Raw genomic sequence first — 24326 nt, 5'->3', positions numbered from 1 at the left:
TTCGCTTACCCTTAACATGCGTGCACGGGCGCAGAGTTGCCTCGACGCCCGTGCTGGTTTCCGGGAGCGGCATCTCCGCCGCCCCGTGCCCGCTTAAGGGCGATTATTTTTTGTCTTTAACTTCTTCGAACTCGGCGTCAACCACGTCGTCTTCTTTCTGCGCCGCGTTGTCCGCGCCGGCGTCAGCACCCTGCTGAGCCTGCTGCGCCTGAGCCATTTCCAGCAGCTTGCCGGAAACCTGCACCAACGCCTGGGTCTTCGCTTCGATCTCGGCTTTATCTTCGCCTTTCACCGCCGCTTCCAGATCTTTCAGCGCCGCTTCGATCGCCGTTTTGTCTTCCGCCGGCAGTTTGTCGCCCGCTTCTTCCAGCTGTTTGCGCGTGCCGTGGATCAGGTGATCCGCCTGGTTGCGAGTCTGTACCAGCTCTTCGAACTTGCGGTCAGCTTCAGCGTTCAGCTCGGCGTCGCGCACCATTTTCTGGATTTCGTCCTCGTTCAGACCAGAAGACGCCTTGATGGTGATCTTCTGCTCACGACCGGTGTTCTTGTCTTTGGCAGACACGTGCAGGATGCCGTCGGCATCGATGTCGAAGGTGACTTCGATCTGCGCCATGCCGCGCGGTGCCGCCTGGATGCCGTCCAGGTTGAACTGGCCCAGAGATTTGTTATCGCTGGCGCGCTTACGCTCACCCTGCAGCACGTGGATGGTGACCGCAGACTGGTTGTCTTCCGCAGTAGAGAACACCTGGCTGTGCTTGGTCGGGATCGTGGTGTTTTTGGTGATCAGCGGCGTCATCACGCTGCCCATGGTTTCGATACCCAGCGACAGCGGGGTAACGTCCAGCAGCAGAACGTCTTTCACATCACCGGCCAACACGCCGCCCTGTACCGCAGCGCCCACGGCAACCGCTTCGTCCGGGTTCACGTCTTTACGCGGCTCTTTGCCGAAGAAGTCTGCGACTTTCTTCTGCACCATTGGCATACGGGTCTGGCCGCCCACCAGGATCACGTCCTGGATGTCGGAAACCGACAGGCCTGCGTCTTTCAGCGCCACTTTCAGCGGCTCGATGGAGCGCGCCACCAAATCTTCAACCAGCGACTCGAGTTTGGCGCGAGTCACTTTGATGTTCATGTGTTTTGGACCGGTCGCGTCTGCCGTGATGTACGGCAGGTTAACGTCGGTCTGCTGAGCGGAAGACAGTTCGATCTTCGCTTTCTCGGCGGCTTCTTTCAGACGCTGCATCGCCAGCGGATCGTTGCGCAGATCGATGCCCTGATCTTTCTTAAACTCTTCCACCAGGTAGTTGATCAGACGGCTGTCGAAGTCTTCGCCGCCCAGGTGGGTGTCACCGTTGGTCGCCAGCACTTCGAAGGTTTTTTCGCCGTCAACGTCGTCGATTTCGATGATGGAGATATCGAAAGTACCGCCGCCCAGGTCATAAACCGCGATGGTGCGGTTGCCGACTTCTTTGTCCAGGCCGTAGGCCAGAGCCGCCGCGGTCGGTTCGTTGATGATGCGCTTGACTTCCAGACCCGCGATGCGGCCGGCGTCTTTAGTCGCCTGACGCTGGGCGTCGTTGAAGTAAGCCGGTACGGTGATAACCGCTTCAGTTACCGGTTCGCCCAGGTAATCTTCCGCCGTTTTCTTCATTTTCTTCAGCACTTCCGCAGAGATCTGCGGCGGAGCCATTTTCTGGCCTTTCACTTCCAGCCAGGCGTCGCCGTTATCGGCTTCGATGATTTTGTAAGGCATGATCGCTTTGTCGCGCTGCGCTTCTTCATCCTGGAAGCGGCGGCCGATCAGGCGCTTGATGGCGAACAGGGTGTTTTCAGGGTTGGTCACTGCCTGACGCTTAGCCGGCTGGCCAACCAGAGTTTCACCGTCCTGGGTATATGCGATAATAGAAGGAGTGGTGCGGTCGCCCTCGGCGTTTTCCAGCACGCGTGCCTTGGCACCATCCATAATTGCTACGCAAGAGTTGGTAGTACCCAGGTCGATACCAATAATTTTGCCCATCTAAACGTCTCCACTAAAAAATTCATAAGTCAGTCAGGTTGCTAACCTATATGCGGGCGATTTTTTGCTTTTCAACTGCCCGATATCTCAGTGCGACCCGCGGTTAGCAGCTGCGGTTGCAAATAAGATGGGGCCATCCAGCTCGGCATCAAGGGGCAAGGCAAAAAAAATTTCTTTTTTTATCGTCATTCAGATCATTGTTTCCGGCTGCGGGGATCATTATGATGCGCGCGCTCTGATGGAAAACTTCGATTTTTTGGCCATTCAGACCATTTATGATTTTACTTCGCTGTTTCCGTTAATTTTCTGTTATCGCAGAGGACTTATGCACACCAACAAGTTGGCGAATCCCGGCCCTCTCGGCCTGATGGGCTTCGGGATGACCACCGTCTTGCTGAACCTGCACAACGCGGGCTTTTTCCCACTGAACTCCGCCATCATCAGCATGGGGATTTTCTTCGGTGGCCTGGCCCAGATCCTGGCCGGTCTGCTGGAGTACAAGAAGGGCAACACCTTCGGCATGACCGCATTCACCGCCTACGGCAGCTTCTGGCTGAGCCTGGTCGGCCTGCTGCTGCTGCCGCGTTTGGGCCTGGCGGAAGCCACCGAGGCGCACGTGCTGGGCATCTACCTGGCGCTGTGGGGCGTCTTCACCCTGTTCATGTTCTTCGGCACCCTCGGCGCCAACCGCGTGCTGCAGTTCGTGTTCGCCAGCCTGACGCTGCTGTTCGCCCTGCTGGCCGTCGGCAACATCACCGGCAACCACGCGTTGCTGACCTTCGCCGGTTATGAGGGCATCATCTGCGGCGCCAGCGCCATCTACCTGGCGATGGCCGAAGTGCTCAACGAGCAATACGGCCGCACCGTGCTGCCGATTGGCGAACCGGCCTCGGCCCGCGTCGCGGCATCGCCGGTCACGGCGTAATCGCCCGCCCCTGACGAAAAAGCCCTGCAATGCAGGGCTTTTTTTAGCTGTAGGAACCGGCTCGCCGCTCGCCGGCTTCGCTGTTCAGGTCGCGATGCAGGTAGACACCGAGCAGCAGCCCGATAAGCGACAGCGCCAGCACATAGTAAGCGGGCGCTAACGGGGTTAATTTCATGATCAGCGTCACAAAAATAGGGGTTAAACCGCCAAAAATAGCGTACGAGACGTTATATGAGAACGAGATGCCGGTAAACCGCACTTCCGCCGGGAAAGCCCGCACCATCACGTACGGCACGGCCCCCACCACGCCTACGCTGAAACCCACCAGCGCATAGCAGGCGAACAGCATTTCCGGGCGTACGCCCACCGTCTGATAGAACAGCCAGCTGCAGCCGGCCAGCAGCAAACTGCCGACCACCAGCGTTTTGCTGGCGCCGAAGCGATCGGCCGACAAACCGGCGACGATGCAGCCGGCGATCAGCATGATGGTGGCGATGCTGTTGGCCTGCAGCGTCAGAGCCGGCGCAATGCCGAACTGTTTTTGCAGATAGGTCGGGGTCATCAGGATCACCACCACGATACCGGCGGAGAGCAGCCAGGTCAGCAGCATCGACACCGCCACTTCCCGTTTGTGGTTGAGCACCACCGATTTCAGCGGCAGCTCCTCGGCCAGCGCTTTGCGCGCCTGCATCTCGATGAAGATCGGTGTTTCCTGCAGCCAGCGGCGCAGGTACATCGCCACCAGGCCGAACATGCCGCCAAGCAGGAATGGAATGCGCCAGCCGCCGCCGGCAATGCTCTGCGGGCTAAGCGTGGTGTTGATCACCGTCGCCACCACCGATCCCAGCAGAATGCCCACCGTCAGCCCGGCGGTCAGCGTGCCGCAGGCGAAACCGATGCGCCGGCGCGGCACGTGTTCGGCGACGAAGACCCAGGCGCCCGGCACCTCACCGCCGATCGCCGCCCCCTGCAGCACGCGCATCAGCAGCAGCAACAGCGGCGCGGCGATGCCGATGCTGGCGTAGGTCGGCAGCAGGCCCATCGCCAGCGTCGGCAACGCCATCAGCAGAATGCTCAGGGTAAACATCTTTTTGCGGCCGACCAGATCGCCGAAGTGCGCCATCACGATGCCGCCCAGCGGGCGGGCCAGATAGCCGGCGGCGAAAATGCCGAAGGTTTGCACCAGCCGCAGCCATTCCGGCATGTCCGCCGGGAAGAACAGATCGCCGACCACGGCGGCGAAGAATACGAAGATGATGAAGTCGTAAAACTCCAACGCGCCGCCCAACGCGGCCAACGTCAGCGTTTTGTAGTCTTGCCGGTTCAGCCGGCGATTAGTGTCGTGAGGCATAGGGCACCGTCGGTAAAGGCTGTAAAAATAAAAGCCGCAGGCTTTCTGTAAAAGAATCCTTACTATAGCGGCAAATTATTTTCACACCAAACGGGCTGAAGCCGATCTCGCAGATTACTGAAATTTAGAGGTTTATCTCGCGACGCGCGCTCTTTGGCCGAAATGCTGCTACCACTGCGGCATGCGTTTCGACATAAGGCCCGTCGAGCAACTGAATGCAATAAGGCACGCTGGCGAAGATGCCGTGCACCACCGCATTGCCCTGCTCGTCCTTCACCCCTTCCAGCGTTTCCTTGATCGACTTTGGCTGGCCGGGCAGATTGATGATCAGCGCCTGCTTGCGGATCGCCCCCACCTGGCGAGAAAGAATTGCCGTTGGCACATAGTGTAGGCTGATCTGACGCATTTGCTCGCCGAAACCGGGCATCACGCGATCGGCGATCGCCAGCGTGGCGTCAGGGGTGACGTCGCGACGCGCCGGCCCGGTGCCGCCGGTGGTCAGCACCAGATGGCAGCCCATTTCGTCCACCAGCTCACACAGCGTTTGCTCAATTTGCGTCTGCTCATCGGGGATCAGCCGGGTTTCCAGCTTGAACGGCGTCGCCAACGCGCCGGCCAGCCACTCCTCCAGCGCCGGAATGCCTTTATCCTGGTAAACGCCGCCGGAAGCGCGGTCAGAAACGGAAACCAAACCAATACGTAAAATATCCATGCGTAACCTCTACAGCCTGATGGGGTCCGAACGGGTTCGTCTCCCGTTCTGTTGTCATTGCCGAGAGTATAAGGGCTTCCCTCGCTGGCGGGAGCGTCGGGCATAAAAAAAGGTGGCCTGAGCCACCTTTTTACTGCGCGATCTGCGGGAATTACAGCAGGTCGGCGATCATTTTTTCCAGTTTGCCCTGGTCTACGGCGAACTTGCGGATGCCGTCGGTCAGTTTCTCGACCGCCATCGGATCCTGGTTGTGCTGCCAGTAGAACTCAGGTTCGGTCAGTGCGGCAGGACGCGCCTTCACTTCACCGGTGTAAGACAGTTTGCGCTCCAGCGCGCCTTCGCTCTCCGCCAGCTCTTTCAGCAGCGCAGGGGCGATGGTCAGGCGGTCGCAGCCGGCCAGCTCGATGATTTCGCCGACGTTGCGGAAGCTGGCGCCCATCACCACGGTGTTGTAACCGTGTTGTTTGTAGTACTGGTAAATCTCGGTCACGGAGATCACGCCCGGATCTTCGTGCGGTGCGAACTCTTTCTTGTCGCCGTTGGCTTTGTACCAATCGAGGATACGGCCGACGAACGGCGAGATCAGGTAAACGCCGGCTTCGGCGCAGGCGCGAGCCTGAGCGAAGGAGAACAGCAGCGTCAGGTTACAGTTGATGCCTTCTTTCTCCAGCTGCTCCGCCGCGCGGATGCCCTGCCAGGTCGAGGCCAGTTTGATCAGAATGCGATCGTTGCTGATGCCGGCTTCGTTGTACAGCTTGATCAGGCGCTTGGCCTTGGCCACGCTGGCGACGGTGTCGTAAGACAGACGCGCGTCAACCTCGGTGGAGATGCGGCCCGGAACCAGTTTGAGGATCTCCAGACCGATGTTGACCGCCAGCTTGTCGGCGGCGTCGGCGATCTGCTGCTCGCGATCGCTGCTCTGGCCGCGCGCCCAGGCGATGGCTTCGTCAATCAGTTTGCGGTATTCAGGAATTTGGGCTGCATTGAGGATCAGCGAAGGGTTGGTTGTGGCGTCCTGCGGTTGATACAGCTTCATTGCCGCGATATCACCCGTATCTGCAACCACTGTAGTCAGCTGGCGCAGGGAAGTTAATTTGTCGGTCATGTTGGCATTATCTCATCGTTTGTGCATGAACTTTTGGCATTGTTCAACCATGCCCTGCCCTGATAATAACATGCGCCAAGCCCGGTGCAAGGCTGGAAAACCGCGGCGCGCAAGCATCTGTTTTATCCTTGGGCGAGCAACCGTTTACGCCGATATCTTTCGCCATTACCGAGCGGATGGAAAGGCAATAACGTGCTATTGCCCGAATAAATTATGTTAAATTCGAAAAAATTGATGCAATTCGTCCGCTAATCTGCGAAAAATCTTAATCGTCTGACGCCGGACCGATTCCAGCTAAGCTCTTGTAAAAAATAGGCCAATATTTCTCACCTGCGGTGGATGCTGCCAGGTGCGCATGACATTTCGATAAGGAGGAGGGATCCCTTGACGGACCTGATGAATTTTATAAACAACATTTTGTGGGGGTCGGTGCTGATTTATCTGCTGCTCGGCACCGGCATTTACTTCACGCTGCGCACCCGTTTTATCCAGCTCCGCCACTTCAGCCACATGTTCTCGGTGTTGAAAAACAGCAATAAAAGCGACAGCGCCGGCATCTCCTCTTTCCAGGCGCTGTGCACCACGCTGGCGGCGCGCGTCGGCACCGGCAACCTGACCGGCGTCGCCATCGCCCTGACCGCCGGCGGCCCCGGCGCCATCTTCTGGATGTGGGTGGTGGCGTTTATCGGCATGGCCACGTCATTTGTGGAGAGCTCGCTGGCTCAGCTCTACAAAACCAAAGACGACAACGGCAACTACCGCGGCGGCCCGGCCTATTACATGGAAAAGGGACTCGGCATGCGCTGGATGGGCGTGCTGTTCTCCATTTTCCTGATCATCGCTTTCGGCCTGGTGTTCAACGCCGTACAGGCCAACTCCATCGCGCAGGCCTCCGCCGTCGCCTTCCATTTACAGCCGCTGCACGTCGGTATTGGCCTGGTGCTGCTGAGCGGCGTGGTGATCTTCGGCGGCATCCGCTCCATCGCCAAAGTGGCCGAGCTGGTGGTGCCGCTGATGGCCGGCGCCTACCTGCTGCTGGCTCTCTGGGTGATTGGCCATAACATCGAGCACATGCCGGCGATCCTGACGCTGATCTTCAAAAGCGCCTTCGGCCTGCAGGAAGCCGCGGCCGGCGCCGTCGGTTACGGTATCTCCCAGGCGATGACCCAGGGCGTGCAGCGCGGCCTGTTCTCCAATGAAGCCGGCATGGGATCGGCGCCCAACGCGGCGGCGTCCGCCTCGCCTTATCCGCCGCATCCCGCTTCACAGGGCTACGTGCAGATGCTCGGGGTATTTATCGACACCATCGTCATCTGCAGCGCCACCGCGGCGATCATCCTCTCTTCCGGCATTCTCGATCAGCCGACCGACAGCATCAGCGGCATCGATCTGACCCAGCGCGCGCTGTCGACCGCCGTCGGCAGTTGGGGGACTCCGTTCGTCGCCATCGCCATCTTCTTCTTCGCCTTTACGTCGATCATCGCCAACTACGCCTATGCCGAGAGCAATCTGGTGTTCCTCGAGCACAACCACCCGGGCGGCCTGTTGATTTTCCGCTGCGTGGCGCTGGGCATGGTGATGTTCGGCGCGCTGGCGGAGCTGCCGCTGGTGTGGAAAATGGCGGATACCTCCATGGCGCTGATGGCGATCACCAACCTGACGGCTATCTTGCTGCTGTCGCGGGTCGCGCTGAAGCTGGCCGACGACTACCATCGCCAGCGCCGCCTGGGCAAGCTGCCGACCTTCGACGCCAACCGTTACCCGGAGCTGAAATCGCAGCTGGAGCCGGGCGTGTGGGACGACAAGCAGCCGCCGCGCTGAGTATTCCGGGGCGCGTGCGATGCGCGCCCCGCCTATTGGACCGATAGCCCCTTTTTCCCGCGCTTTTTGCTACAGTATGCGCACTTGGATAAACAGGATCTGGCCATGCTCGTTATTATTTCACCTGCAAAAACGCTCGATTACGACAGCCCGCTGGCGACAAAACGCTTCACGCAGCCCGAACTGCTGAGCAAGTCTAAGCAGCTTATCAACATTTGCCGCGAGCTGACGCCGGCGCAAATCGCCAGCCTGATGAGCATCAGCGACAAGCTGGCCGGGCTGAACGCCGCGCGCTTTAGCGAATGGCAACCGACATTTACCCCGGACAACGCCCGTCAGGCGCTGCTGGCGTTCAAGGGCGACGTATATACCGGCCTGCAGGCGCAGGACTTCAACGAAGACGATTTCGACTTCGCCCAGCAGCATCTGCGCATGCTGTCCGGCCTGTATGGCGTACTGCGCCCGCTCGATCTGATGATGCCGTACCGGCTGGAGATGGGCATCAAGCTGGAAAACCCGAAGGGCAAAGATCTGTACAGCTTCTGGGGCGATCAGATCACCAAAAAGCTCAACGAAGCGCTGGAGCAACAGGGCGACGACGTGGTGGTCAACCTGGCGTCAGACGAGTATTTCAAAGCGGTGAAGCCGGCCAAGCTGCACGGCTCGCTGATCAAACCGGTGTTCCTCGACGAGAAGAACGGCAAGTTCAAGGTCATCAGCTTCTACGCCAAGAAAGCGCGCGGGTTGATGAGCCGCTTTATCATCAAAAACCGCCTGACGCGCAGCGAGCAGCTGGCGGACTTCAACCTGGAAGGCTACGCCTTCGACGAAGCCGCCTCGCAAGGCAATGAACTGGTGTTCAAACGCCCGGAGCAGGCATAAAAAAAAGCCGTCGCAAGACGGCTTTTCGCATTTTACCCTGCCGAACTTCAGGCCGGCAGCCCCATCAGGAACTTGCGCAGTTCGCCGAAGTTGGCCGGCAGCGTGTGCGACAGCAGCGGCAGCTCAGCCCGCAGCGCCAGCGCTTTCGGCAACGGCAGTTCCTGGCCGAGTATCGCTTCCACACTCTCTTTAAACTTGGCCGGATGCGCGGTGCCGAGGAACAGGCCGAACTCCCCTTCCTGCAATTGGTCACGCAGCGCACGGTAGGCGATGGCCGCGTGCGGTTCGGAGATATAGCCCAGCTCGGCCAGCTCACGCATCGTGTCTTTGGTGGTCTCGTCGCTGACCGCCGCGTGACCCAGCTCCTTCAACTGCCAGACCTTGCGACGGAACAGCTCTTCCACGCGCGGCCAGTTGTTCGGCTGGCTGACGTCCATGGCGTTGGACAGCGTCGCGACCGTAGCGTGCGGCTGCCACTGGCCGCTGGTCAGGAAGCGCGGCACGGTGTCGTTGGCGTTGGTGGCGGCGATGAAGCGCTTCACCGGCAGGCCCAGCGATTTGGCCAGCAGCCCGGCGGTCAGATCGCCGAAGTTGCCGCTCGGCACCGAAATCACCAGTTGATTGCGCGCTTCCTGCGGCAGCTGCGCCACCGCTTCGAAGTAGTAGCAAATCTGCGCCAGTAAACGGCTGATGTTAATCGAGTTGGCCGAGTTCAGGTGCAGCGCGTCTTTCAATTCCTGATCGTCGAACGCCTGCTTCACCAGCGCCTGACAAGCATCGAAGTCGCCGTCGATCGCCACGGTGTGAATGTTGCCGCCCAGGGTGCAGAACAGCTTTTCCTGCAGCGGGCTGATTTTGCCCTGCGGATACAGGATCACTACCCGTACATTTTTCAGGCCGTAGAAGGCGTGCGCCACGGCGGCGCCGGTGTCGCCGGAGGTGGCGGTCAGAATGGTCACCGGCTGCTCGCCGGCCACTTCCGCCAGCATCTGCGCCATAAAGCGGCCGCCGAAGTCTTTGAACGCCAGCGTCGGGCCGTGGAACAGCTCCAGGCAGGAGACGTCATCGGTCACTTTCGCCACCGGCGCCGGGAACTCAAAGGCGGCCTGCACGCGTTTCTTCAGCGCCGTTTCCGGCACCTCTTCGCCGATAAAGGCCGACAGAATGCGGCTGCTGCGGGTGACAAAGTCCTGCTCCAGCAGTTGGTCGATTTCGGTCAGTTCGAACTCCGGCAGATCCAGCGGGAAGAACAGCCCCTGTTGCTTGCCCAGGCCTTGTTTGATCGCCTGCGCGAAGCTGACCTGCTCGTTGTGATCCTTAAGGTTGTACAGTTTCATGCGTTATCCCAGTAGTCGAGCGCCTGCGGTATCCAGACGGCAAATATGAACAAAACCTTCGTCGTTTTGCAGATAGTGTTGTTGCAGCCAGGCGGCCATGCGTTGCGCGGTGGCGCCGTCATTGCAGACGGCGAACAGCGTCGGGCCAGAGCCGGAGATGCCGCAGGCCAACGCGCCGATCTCCTGCGCCGCCTTGCGCGCTTCGGCGAAGCCCGGCAGCAGCCGGGTGCGGTACGGTTCGGCGATCACGTCCTGCATCAATTTGGCGGCCAGCTGCGGCTGCCGGGTATGGCAGGCGTGAATAAAGCCGGCCAGGTAGCGGCCGTGGCTGATGCAATCCTGACGACGGTATTGCGCGGGTAAAATGGCGCGCGCTTCGGCGGTGGACACTTTGATGCCCGGATAGGCCATAACCCACAGCCAATCGTCAAAGCACGGCACCTCCTGGCTGATAATGCCTTCTTCTTCCAGCATCAGCTGCAGGCCGCCCAGATAGCAAGGCGCCACGTTGTCGTAATGCACGCTGCCGGAAATGCGCCCTTCCAGCTCGCCCATCAGGCCGAGCAGCGTCGTCTTATCCAACGGGCGATCGCAGAATTCGTTCATCGCCATCAGCCCGGCGACCACCGAACAGGCGCTGGAACCCAGCCCCGATCCGATCGGCATGTTCTTTTCCAAACGCATCGCCACCGGCACTTCGCGGCCGATCTCCTGGCAGAAGCGCTCCCAGCATTGATAAACGATGTTCTCTTTCGGCTCGGCCGGCAGCTTGCTGACGAAGCGCCCGGCATTCTGCAAACTGAACGTCTCGGCGGCTTCGACGCTGACACAGTCGCCCAGCAGCGTGCCGTCGATCGGCGAAACCGCCGCGCCCAGCACGTCGAAACCGACGCTGACGTTGCCGATCGAGGCCGGTGCATACACTTTAACCATATTAAACTCCCAACTTCCATGACAGTGTGCGCAGCAGATCGGCGAACACGCCCGCTGCGGTCACATCGTTACCGGCGCCGTAGCCGCGCAGCACCAGCGGCAGCGGCTGATAATAACGGCTGTAGAAGGCCAGCGCGTTCTCGCCGTTCTTCACTTTATACAACGGATCGTTGCCGTCCACCGCCTCAATGCGCACCTTACAGCGCCCTTCGTCGATCAGGCCGACATAGCGCAGCACCTTGCCTTGCTCGGCGGCGTTGGCCACGTTGCGCGCGAACTCTTTATCCAGCTCCGGCAACCGCGCCAGGAAATGGTCCACGTCGCCCGACGCGTCGAAGGACGGCGGCAGCACCGGCTCGACCTCAATATCGCTCAGCTCCAGCTTGTAACCGGCCTCGCGCGCCAGGATCAGCAGCTTGCGCGCCACGTCCATACCGGACAGATCGTCGCGCGGATCCGGCTCGGTGTAGCCGTTGGCCCTAGCCTGCAGGGTCGCCGCCGACAGCGACAGCCCTTCGTCCAGCTTGCCGAAGATAAAGGACAGCGAGCCGGACAGGATGCCGGAGAAACGCACCAGTTCATCGCCGGCGTTCAGCAGGTTTTGCAGGTTCTCAATCACCGGCAAACCGGCGCCGACGTTGGTGTCGTACAGGAACTTGCGGTGCGAACCGGCGGCGGCCGCGCGCAGCTGCTGATAATAGTTCATCGACGAGGTGTTGGCCTTTTTGTTCGGCGTCACCACATGGAAGCCGTCCGCCAGGAAGTCCACGTACTGATCGGCCACCGCCTGGCTGGAGGTACAGTCGACGATCACCGGGTTCAGCAGGTGATACTCCTTCACCAGCCGGATCAGACGGCCGAGATTGAACGGCTCCTGCGCGCCGGCCAGCGCGTCGCGCCAGCTGTCCAGCGCGATGCCGTGCACATTGGTCAGCATCACGCGCGAGTTGGCGATGCCGCACACCCGCAGATCGATATGTTTTTGCTTCAGCCACGGCTGCTGGCGATAGATCTGCTCGATCAGCGCCCCACCGACGCCGCCGACGCCGATGACGAACACTTCGATCACCTGATCGGTGTTGAACAGCATCTGGTGGCTGACGCGCACGCCGGTGGTGGCGGAATCATTGCTGACCACCACCGAAATGGAACGTTCGGAAGATCCTTGGGCAATGGCGACGATATTGATGTTGGCGCGCGCCAGCGCGGAGAAGAAGCGTGCGGAAATGCCGCGCAGGGTGCGCATGCCGTCGCCGACCACCGAGATGATCGCCAGGCGTTCCATCACGTCCAGCGGATCCAGCACGCCGTCTTTCAGCTCCAGATAGAACTCCTCTTCCAGCGCGCGACGAGCGCGCTGCAGTTCACCCTGCGGCACGCAGAAGCTGATGCTGTATTCGGAAGAGGATTGGGTGATCAGCACCACCGAAATGCCGGCGCGCGACATCACGGCGAAGACCCGTGCGGCCATGCCGACCATGCCTTTCATGCCCGGGCCGGAGACGTTGATCATCGCCATGTTGTTCAGGTTGGTGATGCCCTTCACCGGCATATCGGCATCGGTGCTGTCTTTGCCGATCAGCGTGCCGGGGGCCTGCGGGTTGGAGGTGTTTTTAATCAGGCAAGGGATTTGGAACTGGGCAATCGGAGTGATGGTGCGGGGGTGTAACACTTTGGCGCCAAAATAGGAAAGCTCCATCGCTTCCTGGTACGACATCGATTTCAGTAACCTGGCGTCCGGCACGGTGCGCGGATCGCAGGTATAAACGCCGTCGACGTCGGTCCAGATCTCGCAACAGTCAGCGCGCAGGCAGGCGGCCAGCACCGCGGCGGAATAGTCGGAGCCGTTGCGGCCCAGCACCACCAGCTCGCCCTTGTCGTTACCGGCGGTGAAACCGGCCATCAGCACGATGTGATCGGCCGGGATCGCCGCGGCGGCGATACGCAGCGTAGACTCGGCGATGTCCACGGTGGACTCCAGGTAGTGGCCCTGCGCCAGCAGTTTCTCCACCGGGTTAATCACCGTGACCGGATAGCCTTTGGCGCGGAACACCCCTTCCATGATGGCGATGGAGAGCTTTTCGCCACGGCAGATGATCGCCGCGTTCACGCTGTCCGGGCACTGCCCCAGCAGCGAGACGCCATGCAGCACCTGTTTGAGCTGCGCGAATTCCTGATCGACCACGCCTTTCAAACGATCGTATTCAAAGCCCGGCAGCGCCTGCGCCAGCCCGCTCAGCAGGTCGGCAAAGATCCGCTCGGCGTCGCTCATATTCGGCAGAATGTCCTGGCCCGCCACCGTTTTGTCGATCATCGCCACCAGATGGTTGGTGATCTTTGCGGGGGCGGACAAGACCGTGGCTACCTGTCCCTGACGCGCGTTACTCTCCATGATGTCGGCGACGCGCAGAAAACGTTCCGCATTCGCTACCGAGGTTCCGCCAAATTTCAGCACTCGCATTTGTGATCTCTCCGAATTTAAGCCGAAAAAAAAGCCCGCACTGATTAGGTGCGGGCTTTTTTCTGTGTTTCCTGTGCGCGTCAGCCCGCCCCGTTACCTGTGGTATCGGTGGTGGTAATAATTGTGGTAGTCAGGCTGATATTGCGCATGTTGTCTGTCTGTCTCATGAAATACTCTGTCCCCTCTATTGGTTAAAGCAATCGCTATCCCAAGTCAAACGATTTCTTTTTTTTGCTTATTTTCCGTTCAGCGGCCGTAATGCGCGATGCAACAGGTGAAAAGCAAAATGACAGAACAAAAAAACAACCTAAAGCCGGTTTAATAGTGGATCACACTGAGTAACCGCCTGCTGGAGCCGCTATCACTTGGCGAGTTTTTTTTCGATGTCGTGCAGCAGCGTATGCAGCATCGCCGTATCTCGCTGCGGCAACGCACCGAGGCGCTGGTGCAGCCAGTCGCGCAATTTTTGGTCATCGCCGACCTCCAGGGCATCCAACAAAGCATCGGCGCGGCGGCGCAACGCCCTGAGTTGCCCTTCAGGCGCCGCAGCCTCCTGCGGCGCGGCGTTGACGCCCATCAGGCTCGCCAACTGGTAGCAGTATACCATCACCGCCTGGCCCAGGTTGAGCGACGGATAGTCCGCCTGCATCGGCACGCCGGTCAGCAAATCCGCCAGCGCCAGCTCTTCGTTGGTCAGGCCGGAATCCTCGCGGCCGAATACCAGCGCGGCCTGGCCGACCCACTGCTTACGCTCACTCAGCTGTTCCAGCAGCTCAGGCGGCGTGCAGTAGTAGTGAAAACGCGCGCGACTGCGGGCGGTGGTGGCGACGGTGAAATCCACATCCGCCAGCGCCTGTTCCAGCGTGGCGAACGTTTGCACGCCGTCGAGGATCTCGCCGGCCCCATGCGCCACCCAGCGCGCCGCCGGCTGCAGATGCGCCTCGCTGTCGACGATGCGCAACGAAGCGAAACCCATGGTTTTCATCGCGCGCGCCGCCGCGCCGACGTTTTCCGGCCGCGCCGGAGCCACTAGAACAATATGAAGCTGCATCACTCTTCCACCGAAGGCGGGCCTGCGTTTTTGACGATAGCGCAGCGCCCGCATGTATTTACAATTGCGTAACAATAAACGCGTTAATAGCAACAAACAAGATTAAACGGCTCGTTGAGCTAATAAACCTGTCGTAATAGTCATTATTCATGCTTATGTTTTACTGCATTTATTTATCAATGAGTTAAAACAACGCGATGATCAATAAGCGAATAATTGTATCCTATCAGGCCGGATAATGCTGAATCGTTCACAGAATTTGAGGTTCTGTGACTTAAACTGGCATTTCTGTAAGTGTTTTTCACAAATCTGTTAACGTGCTACAATTGAATTTGATATATGTCAACAAAGCGTAGTTTTGTTGGGTGATGAATTCGGCACGCGCTGTTATATTGCTGTTAATGGGGTTAGGATATGCGCCGTTTTGGCACCCAAGGGGTTGTAGGGAACGGCATCCCCACCAGGCTAGCGATCTTGTTGACATGAGATGGAAAGTGCATCAAGAACGAGTTTACGTACTTTAGTCATTTGCTGAGAGGGAACGTGGCGCTATCTCTGCCCTCCTCTAAGAAAACAGAGACTTCTGTACTTCCTATTTTCTATTTTGTTGGCAATTTTAGGTAGCAAATATGCAGACCCCGCACATTCTGATTGTCGAAGACGAGTTAGTCACTCGTAACACCCTGAAGAGCATTTTCGAGGCGGAAGGCTACATTGTTCATGAAGCCAATGATGGTGCAGAGATGCACAATATCCTGTCTGAAAATGATATCAATCTGGTCATCATGGACATCAATCTGCCAGGCAAAAACGGCCTGCTGTTGGCGCGCGAACTGCGTGAACAGGCCAGCGTCGCCTTGATGTTCCTGACCGGCCGCGATAACGAGGTGGATAAAATCCTCGGCCTGGAAATCGGCGCCGACGATTACATCACCAAACCGTTCAACCCGCGTGAGCTGACCATCCGCGCGCGCAACCTGCTGTCGCGCACCATGAATCTGGGCAGCCTCGGCGAAGAGCGCCGCCTGGTCGAGAGCTACAAGTTCAACGGGTGGGAGCTGGACATCAACAGCCGCTCTTTGATCAGCCCGGCCGGCGAACAGTACAAGCTGCCGCGCAGCGAATTCCGCGCCATGCTGCACTTCTGCGAAAACCCGGGCAAGATCCAGTCCCGCGGCGAACTGCTGAAGAAGATGACCGGCCGCGAGCTGAAGCCGCATGACCGCACCGTGGACGTCACCATCCGTCGCATTCGCAAGCACTTCGAATCGACGCCGGACACGCCGGAAATCATCGCCACCATCCACGGCGAAGGCTACCGCTTCTGCGGCGATCTGGAAGAGTAATTCCAGCCTGCCGTCATGAAAACGGGGTTCAGCATGCTGAACCCCGTTTTTTTATTTTGCCTCAGCCCACGGCATGATCGGCACCGCGCTCAGCGCATTCTTCGGCGAGCCGTCGATCACCTTGTCGGAGTAGCTCAGGTAGATCAGCGAATTGCGTTTGGCATCGTAGAAGCGCACCACCTGCAGCTTCTTGAACACCAGCGACGTGCGTTTCTGGAACACCACATCGCCTTCCGCCTTGCCGTTTTTGATCTTGTCGCTCAGCTCGATAGGCCCGACCTGCTGGCAGGAAATGGCCGCGTCGGCGGTATCTTCCGCCAGCCCCAGCCCGCCTTTGATGCCGCCGGTTTTGGCGCGGCTGATATAACAAGTTACATTTTTAACATCCGGATCGTCGAACGCTTCGACCACGATTTTGTGGTCCGGCCCCAACAATTTAAACACCGTATCAACGGAACCCACTTGCTCCGCCTGTGCGCTTCCCACGGTTGCGCAAACCAAACCGAATAAAAATATCCAGCTTTTTTTCATTTACTTAACTCCGATATAACCTTGCCGCGAAAATGGGCTCGGCGATCACCATTATTTATGTCTAAGCTCACGGAATCGGGTTTTTACGGGTCCGCACCGTCCGTTTTAGCACAGAGCGTGACAAAAATCTTTGAGAGTCGCGGAGGAAAAAAATTGCTATGATGCGGCGTCGTTATTTCTTTGCGCCCACTACGGTGTACCCCAATCCAACTCTGGCGCGGCATGCGCAGCAGAGGCAAAGAGTGCAACCCATAATGGCTCATGGATCGGTCTGATAGCGCAGCACCAGCGTGACGAATCAACAGTTCGGGTTCCTACCCCCAAGCTTTACGAGGAAGTTCTATGGATCAAGCCGGTATCATTCGTGATCTGCTTAGCTGGCTGGAAAGCCATTTGGACCAACCCTTGTCGCTGGATAACGTGGCGGCCAAGGCTGGCTACTCCAAATGGCACCTGCAACGGATGTTCAAAGATATTACCGGTAATGCCATCGGTGCTTACATCCGGGCAAGAAGGCTGTCCAAGGCCGCCGTCGCGCTGCGCCTGACCAGCCGGCCGATTTTGGATATCGCTCTGCAATATCGCTTCGACTCGCAGCAGACCTTCACGCGCGCCTTCAAGAAACAGTTTGCGCAAACGCCGGCGCTGTACCGCCGCGCCGAAGACTGGAACGCGTTCGGCATCTGCCCGCCGATCCGTCTGGGGGCCTTCACTCTGCCGCAGCCCGAGTTCCTCTCGTTGCCGGATAAGCATCTGGTCGGCCTGACCCAAAGCTACTCCTGCACGCTGGAACAGATCACCACCGTGCGCACCGAGCTGCGCTCGCAGTTCTGGCGCCAGTTCCTCGGCGAAGTCGAAACCTTGCCGCCGGTGCTGTACGGGTTGCACCACTCGCGTCCGAGCCAGGAGAAGGACGACGAACAGGAAGTGCTGTACACCACGGCGCTGGAGCCGGATCAGGTGCCTGATAAAGTGCAGGAAGTTCAACCGCTGGTGCTGCCGGGCGGCGAATTTGCAATGTTCAGCTATGAAGGGCCCATCGGAGGCCTGCAGGACTTTATCCTGACGGTCTACGGCACTTGCCTGCCGGAGCTCAAACTGACGCGCCGCAAAGGGCACGACATCGAGCGCTTCTACCCGAAAGGCGAGCGCCGTCCGCATCAGGCGCCTACCGAGATCAAGTGCGATTACCTGATCCCGATTCGACGTTAACGCTGCAGTTCGTCCAACGCGGGCATGTCCAGATGCGTGACATCGCCCGCCGTTTCGACGATCCAGCCGGAAGCCAGCCACGGGCTCTGCTGGTGATCGACGCGCGACAGTGAGCAGTTGCGCAAGCGCAGGCGACGTTCCGCATAGGCCGGCAGCCCGAGCACCGTACTGATCAAACACCCCAACGCGATGCCATGGCTGACGAGCAGCGGCTTGCTGCCCTCCGGCAGCATCAGGCAGCTCTCCAGCGCAGCGCGCATGCGCTCGCCCAGCTCCTCCATGGATTCGCCTTGAGGGATACGGCCGTCAGGAGTACCATCGACCATCTGTTTGCGCCACTGTTCTTCCTGCGGCGTCAAACTGTCGATCAGGCGTTCTTCCAGAACCCCCATGTGCAGCTCACGCAAACGCGGATCGCCAATCACTTCGCAGCCACAGGCTTCGGCGATGATCTGCGCGGTGCGGCGCGTGCGCCCCAGGTCGCTGGTAATGATATGCGTAATGCCTTCTTTGCTGACGCGCCTGGCGACCAGACGGGCCTGGTGTTCCCCCATGGCGGTTAACGGGCTGTCGGACTGACCCTGGATGCGGCGAGCCGCATTCCATTCCGTTTCGCCGTGGCGAACGAGGTATACCTGTAACATTTTTGTTTTCCGTTATACTGCGTGAAATTTGCGTTTATCCCCGGCCCGGCGGCGCTTTTGCCGCTGCCCGGCGTATCGGCCAGAAGGATATCAAACCCGTTATGTACCATGTTGTCGCTGCAACTACCAACCCGGCAAAGATCAAGGCTATTCAATTGGCCTTCGATGACGTCTTCGGCGCAGGCCAATACCGCATTGAACCCGTCGACGTCGCCAGCGGCGTTTCGCTGCAGCCGATAGGCAATCACGAAACGCGCACCGGTGCGCGTCAACGCGTGATGGAAGCGCGCCAGGTCAGGCCCGAGGCCGATTTTTGGGTCGGCGTGGAAGCCGGGATTGAAGAGAATATGACCTTCGCCTGGATGACCATCGAGAACCCGTCCATCCGCGGTGAATCCCGCTCGGCGAGCCTGATGCTGCCGGAAGTCATCTTACAAGGTATTCGCGAAGGCCGCGAATTGGGCAGCGAAATGGCGACGATCACCGGCAACGCCGAGGTGAAGCGCCAGGGCGGCGCCATCGGCGTCTTCACCGACGGCCGGCTGAGCCGCACCAGCGTTTATCATCAGGCGCTGCTGCTGGCGCTGGTGCCGTTTCACAACGCCATCTATCAGCAATAACGCAGAGTCTGCTAGGGCGCGTCGTGCAGCAACTGCTGCTCAAGCCACTGTTTCAGCGCGGGTGAAGCCGCTTTCAGGCTGTTAGAACCGCGGGTGATGGTGGCGATCCCCGCGCCCAGTTCATTTTTCAGCTCGCGCTGGCTCATCTCGCCGCGCATCAGTTCCTGAATGATCCGCACCCGGGTGCCCAGCGCGGTGCGCTCGTCCGGCGTCAGCATCAATTGCAACAGCGGTTGATGCAGTTCTTGCGCAAACGAATTCTGCAGCAGCGCGACGAAGCGCAGCCAATCCTCATTGCCTTGTTCTGAAAGAGCGGGGTCGTTTAACGATAATTGCGTCATGGCAGCCACCATACTATTTAACTAGTACAGCAGCATACCATAGGGCCGTCAAAATCAATAACGTCTCTGCCACTCGGCGTCGGTCAGCACCTTGGCCGGCCGGTGCGTCAGATAGCGGTAAAACGCATCGTAAGCCAGCACGTTCTTGACGTAGCCGCGGGTTTCCGAGAACGGAATGCTTTCGATGAACGCTACCGGATCGATCCGCCCCGCGCTGTTGCCCAGCCAGGTGTTCACTCGCGACGGGCCGGCGTTATAAGCGGCGCTCGACAGAATGCGGTTGCGGCCGAACTGCTGATAGACCGACTCCAGATAGCTGGTGCCGATGGTGATGTTGGTCTGCGGATCGAACAATTGGCTCGGCCCGACATAGCCGGGAATATTGTACATCTGCACCGTATGCTGCGCGGTGCGCGGCATGACCTGCATCAGGCCGGAGGCGCCGACCGGCGACTGCGCCTTCGGATTCCAGGCGCTCTCCTGACGCGCGATCGCCATCGCATAGCTGCTGGTGATCCCCTTGTCATCGGTGGCGCGGCGGAACTCCTGCGGCCAGGCGACCGGGAAACGCTCTTCCAGATGATCCCACAGCTTGCCGACGATGGTCGCCTGTACGCTCAGATCGGCCCATTTTTGCTCAAAGGCGTAACGCGCCAGCGCCTCTTGCTCAGGCCGGCTGCGGCTGGCGACATAGGAACCCCACTCGCTGCGGGCCAGGTTGTCCATATTCCAGTACATCAGCTCGCGCACTCGGGCCACTTCCGGCCCGTCGGTCAGCGACGCGCGCGGCTTGGCCGCCACCGCCACCATCACCGGATAGGTTGCGTTCAGCTTCTGCGCCGCCACCATCGGATAGAAGCCGCGTTCGGTCATCAGGTTGCGCAACATCTCCTCACCTTCGGCGCGTTTGCCTTCGTCCATCAGCTGACTGGCGCGCCAGTAGCGCCACTCATCCTTGTTGCGCGACTCTTCCGGCAAGCGAGCCAGCCAGGTCGCGACGCCCTGCCGATCGCCGTTGCCCAGCGCCATGCGCACCCGACGCTCCAGCAGCGAAGGCGAACGGCTGCGCAGAATCACCTGATCGCGCCACTGCGCCTGTTCATAGGTAGCGTCGCTGCCCATCAGGCGCCAGGCCACCGCCTCTTCCAGCCCCAGCCGCTCCTCGTCGCTCATTTTCTGTAGCCGCGCGAGCGTCGGGATCATCGCCCGCGCGTTTTCCACATCCTGCCGCGCCAGGCGCTCAAAGGCGATGCCGGTGGCGGCACGGGTAAAGTCGGTCGGTCCTACGCTGCGGGCGAAGGCTTCCACGGTGGTCGGATCGTTTTGCAAGCGCACCAGAGCGTTGCCCATGGTTTGATAGTCGGCCGGCAGTTGGCTGTAGAGGTTGCTGACCAGCGAGCTGTTGCCCTCTTTCAGCGCCAGCTTCATGCGCGCCAGAATATCGAGCGGCGTTTGCTTGCCTGCGCCGCGCCAGACGCTGAACAGCCGATCGCAGGCGCTCGGCAGCGTTTTGCCGTTCAGCCACAGCTCGTCGGCGCCGCTCCAGGCCGCCTGCTGGTCGCCAGTAGCCCATTTGGCGTAGTAATAGTTGCAGCGTGCCGCCACCGGTTTGGGCGGCTGCGGGCTGAAGGCCAGCAGGGTGCGCCAATCTTCGCGCCGCGCCAGTTCATTGACGAAGCGTGGCGCCAGCGATTTCGCCGGCGGCAGCGTCGGGTTGCGTTTGATAAAGTCGTTCACTTCGGAGAACCCCACCTGACTCAGATCCTGAGTCAGCTCGCGGTATTCCAGATAAGGATAAAGCGGGTAATCGCGCAGCGTCGGCATCAGCTGCGCCACCACGTCCATCTGATTGCCGTCCCACGCCTGCTTGATCTGCTGGTAGCGCTGACGTTGCGCATCCAGAGAATCCGCCAGCGCCGCGCCGGAAAACGCCGTCAGGCACAGCCCCATCGCCAACAGCCGTCGCTTGTCCACCTTGACCATCCTCGCTCTTTCCTCACTGATTGTGCCGCGGGAGCCGCCCAGCTCCCCGGTAACCGCCGCGCCACGGCGCCGCAGAACAAAATAAAACCGGGCGCACGGCCCGGACGCAGATATCTACCATAGACAGCGCAATCGCTCATCCATTCAATACTGTAGAAGAAGAAGTGTATCGCCATGATCGGAGCCAGGTAAAAAACGTTTACTTTGGCTGACAAATCAGGGCGGCGGGATATTATCGCCGGCCGGATTTTTATTAGCCGCAACGGCGTTTATTGGAAAAGTAAAATACTTTCTAATTATTAGTTATCACATTATTGCATTTAAGAGATAGCGCCGACGTTGCGCAAATCGCCTGACAGCTGGCCAAACGCGCCAACTTTGCAGAAAAGCGGTGGCAAACCCGAGAGGGCATTTTTATACTATCAAAAATAAGTAGGATAATTCCGAGAAAACAGCACATAAAGCGCCCAACGAAGACATCTTATAATACAATCCGCGCCAATTATGGGTAGATAGTGTTCATTAGGCAGTGCGACTGACAGCTTTCAGCAAAACGATTGTCCCTTCAAGCGGGCCGGATTTTTACTTGTCGGGCCACGGCCTGCGGGCGGTGGATCAGGCCGGAATGGCGGGTGAAGATGGCGAGTAATACCGCGATAACGATGCGTTGCGCAAAAAGCCCCGTGCCGGGCTTCCTTGCCGCACGCCTGAATATCGGCCGCCTGTTGCTGATCGTTTTGTTGGCGCTGCTGACGTTGCCCGGGCCTGCGCGCGCCGCCGATGATCCCTATCAACAGCGCACGCACGCCGTGACGACCGTGGTGGTAGGCATCATCAGCTACGCCCGCTGGTCACGTGAACCCAATCCGATCCGGTTGTGCGTGACCGCACCCACCCAGTACGCCGAGGGGCTGTTCGATCCGATCCTGCTCAGCGCGCCGCGTCCGATTAAAACCGAACGCGTGCCGTTCGACAGCCCGACGCTGAGTACCGGCTGCGATGTCATCTATTTAGGGAACATCAACGCCGCGCAGAGACAAAATTTCATGCAGCGCATTTCCGGCAACTCCATTCTCAGCATCAGCGAGAACGATAGCGAATGCTCCGCCGGCAGCGCATTTTGCCTGCAGATCAACGGCGACCAGGCCGGCTTCAAGGTCAACCTGGACGCCCTGGCGCGCAGCGGCGTGCGCGTTCACCCCAACGTGCTGCAGCTGGCGCGCAAACAGGCGCCGCCGCTATGAGGCTGTTGCGTAGAAACCGTTCCGGCAATGCGCGCCCGACGTTGGGCCGGGTGCTGCAGCGGGTGCATCTTGGGCTGGCGTTGATCGCCGTCGGCACCGCCGGCATCTTTCTGACGCTGGTGGCGCTGTTCGCGCTGCGCGCCTATGCCAACCACAACCTGCACCTGATCGCGCGCTCCATCAGCTATACGGTTGAAGCGGCAGTGGTGTTTGGCGATCGCCCCTACATTCGCGAGGCGATGGTGCTGATCGCCGCCAAAGAAGAGGTGTCGGAGGCCAAAATTCTGAACAACGCCGGTGACGTGCTGGTCAGTTGGCATCGTCCCAAAGATGGCCCGCTGCACGGCATGGAGCAGGTTATCGCCCACTGGGCGCTGCCCGAGCCGGTCATCCTGCCTATCTCCCACGAGGGCAAACAGGTCGGCCAGGTCTGGCTGAGCGGCAACGGCGGCAGCCTGTTGCGTTTCCTGTTGCGCGGGCTGGTCGGCATGATCGCCTGCATGGTGCTCAGTACCCTGTGCGCCCTGGTGTTGTCGCGCCGCATGCTGGTCGGCATCGTCAGTTCGTTGGACGACATCGCCAACGTGGCGCATGCGGTGCGGCGAGATCGCACCTTCGGCCTGCGGGTGCCCTCGGCGCCGATCGCCGAGCTGCATGAGCTCAGCAATGATTTCAATGGCTTGCTCGATGAACTGGAGGCCTGGCAGGCCCATCTGAAGCAGGAAAACGACTCGCTGGCCCACCGGGCGACGCACGACAGCCTGACCGGCTTGCCGAACCGCGCCTTCTTCGAAGGCCGGCTGAGCCGCGCCCTGGGCGATATCGCGCCGCCGGCGAAATTGGCGGTGCTGTTTATCGACGGCGATCGCTTCAAGGAAGTGAACGACAGTTACGGTCACGCCGCGGGCGATGCGGTGCTGACCACCATTGCCGGACGCATTCGCGCGCAGCTGCGCGAAACCGATCTGGTCGCACGCCTGGGAGGAGATGAATTCGCCGTGCTGCTGGCGCCGGTGCACAGCACGGAAGATGTCTTGCAGATCGCCGACAACATCATCGATTGCATGACGCAACCGGTTATTTTACCGAACGACGAGACGATCATTACCTCTCTGAGTATCGGCATTGCGCTGTACCCTGATCACGCGTCGACGCCTCAGGGTCTTTTGCACGAAGCTGACGATGCGATGTATCAGGCAAAGCATCGTTATAACGGAGGCTGGCGGCTGGCTATACATAAATAAGAGCCCCGGCTATAACACTTGAACTAGGGATTTTGACTATGATACAGCAACTGTTTAAAGGTCGTTTTTCACTGCTGACGATGGCGTTCGTCGCCCTGCTGGCGCTCGCCGGTTGCCAGAGCAAGCCGCAAGGCCTGACGCCCGAGCAGGTTGCGCTGCTGCAATCGCAGGGCTTCAAACTGACCGACAACGGTTGGGAATTCGGCCTGTCGGATAAAGTGCTGTTCGGCAACAACATCGGCAAGCTGAACCCGGAAAGCACCGAGACGGTGCAGAAGATGGGCCGCGCGCTGCTGAGCGTCGGCATCACCAAGTTCCGTCTGGACGGCCATACCGACAACTACGGCGAAGACAGCTATAACGATCAGCTCTCCCTGCGCCGCGCCGATGCGGTCGCCGATCTGCTGGCCAGCGTCGGTATTCCGCGCGCCAACATCGAAACCCGCGGCATGGGCAAGCGCGATCCCGTCGCCGACAACCGCACCTCCAGCGGCCGCGCGGAAAACCGTCGCGTCGCGATCGTCGTCACGCCATAAGCCACCAATATGCGCCTTTATCGGCGCATA

Annotated in this window: 22 protein-coding genes and 1 other annotated feature; of the genes, 9 read left to right on the top strand and 13 right to left on the bottom strand. The window is 59.6% G+C overall.

Going from position 1 to position 24326, the window contains the following annotated elements; translation table 11 throughout:
* Positions 1–103: 103 nt before the first annotated feature.
* Positions 104–2017 carry a molecular chaperone DnaK gene (gene dnaK / locus ACORQT_RS03105; protein ID WP_033641815.1) on the bottom strand — a complete coding sequence of 638 codons (1914 nt, stop codon included), beginning with the start codon at positions 2015–2017 and terminating at the stop codon, positions 104–106.
* Between the two features lie 325 nt (positions 2018–2342).
* On the opposite strand from dnaK, the gene satP reads away from it, so the two are divergent.
* The gene (satP, locus tag ACORQT_RS03100) at positions 2343–2942 is read left to right on the top strand and encodes an acetate uptake transporter (RefSeq protein WP_033644189.1); all 600 of its coding nucleotides are present in this window, start codon (positions 2343–2345) and stop codon (positions 2940–2942) included.
* Between the two features lie 43 nt (positions 2943–2985).
* Here the strand turns inward: satP and ACORQT_RS03095 are convergent, their stop codons facing one another.
* The 3 genes from ACORQT_RS03095 to tal all read right to left on the bottom strand — a co-directional run bounded on the left by ACORQT_RS03095 (position 2986) and on the right by tal (position 6110).
* Entirely contained in the window at positions 2986–4293 is a 1308-nt protein-coding gene (locus ACORQT_RS03095) for an MFS transporter (RefSeq protein ID WP_033641814.1), read from the bottom strand.
* A 124-nt stretch (positions 4294–4417) separates the two neighbouring features.
* The gene (gene mog / locus ACORQT_RS03090) at positions 4418–5005 is read right to left on the bottom strand and encodes a molybdopterin adenylyltransferase (RefSeq protein WP_015376607.1); all 588 of its coding nucleotides are present in this window, start codon (positions 5003–5005) and stop codon (positions 4418–4420) included.
* Between the two features lie 151 nt (positions 5006–5156).
* Complete coding sequence (tal, locus tag ACORQT_RS03085) at positions 5157–6110, bottom strand: transaldolase (protein ID WP_004932982.1); 954 nt, start codon at positions 6108–6110, stop codon at positions 5157–5159.
* A 384-nt stretch (positions 6111–6494) separates the two neighbouring features.
* On the opposite strand from tal, the gene ACORQT_RS03080 reads away from it, so the two are divergent.
* Together ACORQT_RS03080 and yaaA are read left to right on the top strand one after the other, a co-directional pair.
* Positions 6495–7931, top strand: a complete 1437-nt coding sequence (locus tag ACORQT_RS03080; RefSeq protein WP_004932985.1) for an alanine/glycine:cation symporter family protein — start codon at positions 6495–6497, stop codon at positions 7929–7931.
* 105 nt (positions 7932–8036) lie between these two features.
* Positions 8037–8813 (top strand): peroxide stress protein YaaA, encoded by a 777-nt coding sequence (yaaA, locus tag ACORQT_RS03075; RefSeq protein WP_042785638.1) that lies wholly within the window; start codon positions 8037–8039, stop codon positions 8811–8813.
* 47 nt (positions 8814–8860) lie between these two features.
* Here the strand turns inward: yaaA and thrC are convergent, their stop codons facing one another.
* The 5 genes from thrC to ACORQT_RS03050 all read right to left on the bottom strand — a co-directional run bounded on the left by thrC (position 8861) and on the right by ACORQT_RS03050 (position 14595).
* Positions 8861–10150, bottom strand: coding sequence for a threonine synthase (gene thrC / locus ACORQT_RS03070; RefSeq protein ID WP_164057655.1), 1290 nt, complete (start codon positions 10148–10150; stop codon positions 8861–8863).
* A 3-nt stretch (positions 10151–10153) separates the two neighbouring features.
* On the bottom strand, positions 10154–11083 hold the full coding sequence (gene thrB, locus ACORQT_RS03065; RefSeq protein WP_004932993.1) for a homoserine kinase: 930 nt from the start codon (positions 11081–11083) through the stop codon (positions 10154–10156).
* A 1-nt stretch (position 11084) separates the two neighbouring features.
* A complete protein-coding gene (gene thrA / locus ACORQT_RS03060; RefSeq protein ID WP_164057654.1) occupies positions 11085–13544 on the bottom strand; it encodes a bifunctional aspartate kinase/homoserine dehydrogenase I in 2460 nt (819 codons plus the stop codon).
* A 24-nt stretch (positions 13545–13568) separates the two neighbouring features.
* Positions 13569–13686: a sequence feature (Thr leader region), on the bottom strand.
* Positions 13625–13693: a thr operon leader peptide gene (gene thrL / locus ACORQT_RS03055; RefSeq protein ID WP_099785730.1), complete on the bottom strand. Its 69-nt coding sequence runs from the start codon at positions 13691–13693 to the stop codon at positions 13625–13627. It overlaps the preceding feature by 62 nt.
* A 212-nt stretch (positions 13694–13905) precedes the next feature.
* Complete coding sequence (locus ACORQT_RS03050; RefSeq protein WP_033641810.1) at positions 13906–14595, bottom strand: tRNA/rRNA methyltransferase; 690 nt, start codon at positions 14593–14595, stop codon at positions 13906–13908.
* A 629-nt stretch (positions 14596–15224) separates the two neighbouring features.
* Between ACORQT_RS03050 and arcA the strand changes: the two genes are divergently transcribed.
* Complete coding sequence (arcA, locus tag ACORQT_RS03045; RefSeq protein ID WP_004933003.1) at positions 15225–15941, top strand: two-component system response regulator ArcA; 717 nt, start codon at positions 15225–15227, stop codon at positions 15939–15941.
* 51 nt (positions 15942–15992) lie between these two features.
* Here the strand turns inward: arcA and creA are convergent, their stop codons facing one another.
* Positions 15993–16472 (bottom strand): protein CreA, encoded by a 480-nt coding sequence (gene creA, locus ACORQT_RS03040; RefSeq protein WP_033641809.1) that lies wholly within the window; start codon positions 16470–16472, stop codon positions 15993–15995.
* Between the two features lie 342 nt (positions 16473–16814).
* On the opposite strand from creA, the gene robA reads away from it, so the two are divergent.
* Positions 16815–17684, top strand: coding sequence for an MDR efflux pump AcrAB transcriptional activator RobA (gene robA / locus ACORQT_RS03035; RefSeq protein ID WP_033641808.1), 870 nt, complete (start codon positions 16815–16817; stop codon positions 17682–17684).
* Here the strand turns inward: robA and gpmB are convergent.
* Entirely contained in the window at positions 17681–18328 is a 648-nt protein-coding gene (gpmB, locus tag ACORQT_RS03030; RefSeq protein WP_025305227.1) for a 2,3-diphosphoglycerate-dependent phosphoglycerate mutase GpmB, read from the bottom strand. The two genes, robA and gpmB, sit on opposite strands and share 4 nt — an antisense overlap.
* A 101-nt stretch (positions 18329–18429) precedes the next feature.
* Here gpmB and yjjX point away from each other — a divergent pair, with 101 nt between their 5' ends.
* Positions 18430–18948 carry an inosine/xanthosine triphosphatase gene (yjjX, locus tag ACORQT_RS03025; protein WP_033641807.1) on the top strand — a complete coding sequence of 173 codons (519 nt, stop codon included), beginning with the start codon at positions 18430–18432 and terminating at the stop codon, positions 18946–18948.
* 11 nt (positions 18949–18959) lie between these two features.
* Here yjjX and trpR read toward each other — a convergent pair whose 3' ends face one another.
* Positions 18960–19289, bottom strand: coding sequence for a trp operon repressor (trpR, locus tag ACORQT_RS03020; RefSeq protein WP_016929152.1), 330 nt, complete (start codon positions 19287–19289; stop codon positions 18960–18962).
* Between the two features lie 54 nt (positions 19290–19343).
* Positions 19344–21272: a murein transglycosylase gene (gene sltY / locus ACORQT_RS03015; RefSeq protein WP_164057653.1), complete on the bottom strand. Its 1929-nt coding sequence runs from the start codon at positions 21270–21272 to the stop codon at positions 19344–19346.
* Between the two features lie 632 nt (positions 21273–21904).
* On the opposite strand from sltY, the gene ACORQT_RS03010 reads away from it, so the two are divergent.
* Genes ACORQT_RS03010 through ACORQT_RS03000 form a run of 3 tightly spaced genes read left to right on the top strand, consistent with a single transcriptional unit; the run spans position 21905 to position 24296 of the window.
* Positions 21905–22516 (top strand): YfiR family protein, encoded by a 612-nt coding sequence (locus ACORQT_RS03010; protein ID WP_033651698.1) that lies wholly within the window; start codon positions 21905–21907, stop codon positions 22514–22516.
* Positions 22513–23760: a diguanylate cyclase domain-containing protein gene (locus tag ACORQT_RS03005; RefSeq protein ID WP_033641804.1), complete on the top strand. Its 1248-nt coding sequence runs from the start codon at positions 22513–22515 to the stop codon at positions 23758–23760. The genes ACORQT_RS03010 and ACORQT_RS03005 overlap by 4 nt, the downstream gene beginning before the upstream one ends.
* A 38-nt stretch (positions 23761–23798) precedes the next feature.
* Entirely contained in the window at positions 23799–24296 is a 498-nt protein-coding gene (locus ACORQT_RS03000) for an OmpA family protein (RefSeq protein ID WP_033641803.1), read from the top strand.
* Positions 24297–24326: the final 30 nt, after the last annotated feature.

It is taken from the genome of Serratia sp. (in: enterobacteria), from assembly GCF_052400455.1.
Lineage (GTDB): Bacteria > Pseudomonadota > Gammaproteobacteria > Enterobacterales > Enterobacteriaceae > Serratia > Serratia ureilytica.
Note: the sequence above shows the minus strand (reverse complement) of the source record. Positions and strands in the feature narration are given on the sequence as shown.

Bases quoted from the DNA above. Each gene is read 5' to 3' on its own strand.
- dnaK (WP_033641815.1), bottom strand. From the start codon at position 2,017: ATGGGCAAAATTATTGGTATCGACCTGGGTACTACCAACTCTTGCGTA.
- satP (WP_033644189.1), top strand. From the start codon at position 2,343: ATGCACACCAACAAGTTGGCGAATCCCGGCCCTCTCGGCCTGATGGGC.
- ACORQT_RS03095 (WP_033641814.1), bottom strand. From the start codon at position 4,293: ATGCCTCACGACACTAATCGCCGGCTGAACCGGCAAGACTACAAAACG.
- mog (WP_015376607.1), bottom strand. From the start codon at position 5,005: ATGGATATTTTACGTATTGGTTTGGTTTCCGTTTCTGACCGCGCTTCC.
- tal (WP_004932982.1), bottom strand. From the start codon at position 6,110: ATGACCGACAAATTAACTTCCCTGCGCCAGCTGACTACAGTGGTTGCA.
- yaaA (WP_042785638.1), top strand. From the start codon at position 8,037: ATGCTCGTTATTATTTCACCTGCAAAAACGCTCGATTACGACAGCCCG.
- thrC (WP_164057655.1), bottom strand. From the start codon at position 10,150: ATGAAACTGTACAACCTTAAGGATCACAACGAGCAGGTCAGCTTCGCG.
- thrB (WP_004932993.1), bottom strand. From the start codon at position 11,083: ATGGTTAAAGTGTATGCACCGGCCTCGATCGGCAACGTCAGCGTCGGT.
- thrA (WP_164057654.1), bottom strand. From the start codon at position 13,544: ATGCGAGTGCTGAAATTTGGCGGAACCTCGGTAGCGAATGCGGAACGT.
- ACORQT_RS03050 (WP_033641810.1), bottom strand. From the start codon at position 14,595: ATGCAGCTTCATATTGTTCTAGTGGCTCCGGCGCGGCCGGAAAACGTC.
- arcA (WP_004933003.1), top strand. From the start codon at position 15,225: ATGCAGACCCCGCACATTCTGATTGTCGAAGACGAGTTAGTCACTCGT.
- creA (WP_033641809.1), bottom strand. From the start codon at position 16,472: ATGAAAAAAAGCTGGATATTTTTATTCGGTTTGGTTTGCGCAACCGTG.
- robA (WP_033641808.1), top strand. From the start codon at position 16,815: ATGGATCAAGCCGGTATCATTCGTGATCTGCTTAGCTGGCTGGAAAGC.
- gpmB (WP_025305227.1), bottom strand. From the start codon at position 18,328: ATGTTACAGGTATACCTCGTTCGCCACGGCGAAACGGAATGGAATGCG.
- yjjX (WP_033641807.1), top strand. From the start codon at position 18,430: ATGTACCATGTTGTCGCTGCAACTACCAACCCGGCAAAGATCAAGGCT.
- trpR (WP_016929152.1), bottom strand. From the start codon at position 19,289: ATGACGCAATTATCGTTAAACGACCCCGCTCTTTCAGAACAAGGCAAT.
- sltY (WP_164057653.1), bottom strand. From the start codon at position 21,272: ATGGTCAAGGTGGACAAGCGACGGCTGTTGGCGATGGGGCTGTGCCTG.
- ACORQT_RS03005 (WP_033641804.1), top strand. From the start codon at position 22,513: ATGAGGCTGTTGCGTAGAAACCGTTCCGGCAATGCGCGCCCGACGTTG.
- ACORQT_RS03000 (WP_033641803.1), top strand. From the start codon at position 23,799: ATGATACAGCAACTGTTTAAAGGTCGTTTTTCACTGCTGACGATGGCG.